1 protein-coding gene is annotated in these 285 nt (G+C 56.8%); it reads left to right on the top strand.

The window, feature by feature from the left end; translation table 11 throughout:
- Nucleotides 1–38 precede the first annotated feature (38 nt).
- Nucleotides 39–285, top strand: a 247-nt coding sequence (locus tag AC1RP1_RS08270; RefSeq protein ID WP_481762764.1) for a hypothetical protein, incomplete at its 3' end; no start/stop codon positions are given.

Genomic DNA, 285 nt, shown 5'->3' with positions numbered 1-285 from the left:
ATTCGAATTGGCTCACAATCGACGGATTCTGGGACTTCATGGACGAGCGCAATCGGCTGGAGGAACAGGAGATTTCGCGCCGTGAGCGCGAGCGGCAAGACGCTGAGCGTCGTGAGGGAGAGGCCCGCGAACGCGAGATGGAGAAGAGCGTGGACCCGGATTTCGATGTGAAGTGCAACATCGGGGAATTGCCGTACATGTACGTGCGCCACGAGCAGGACACGGATATTCTGTACCGCGTCGATCTCGACAACGTGAATGGTATGTACGAGTTTAGTCAGGAGC

The organism is Dellaglioa sp. CoH-56-MRSF-13, from assembly GCF_056782095.1.
The sequence above is the reverse complement of the archived record's forward strand: the minus strand, read 5'-3'. Positions and strand labels throughout refer to the sequence as shown.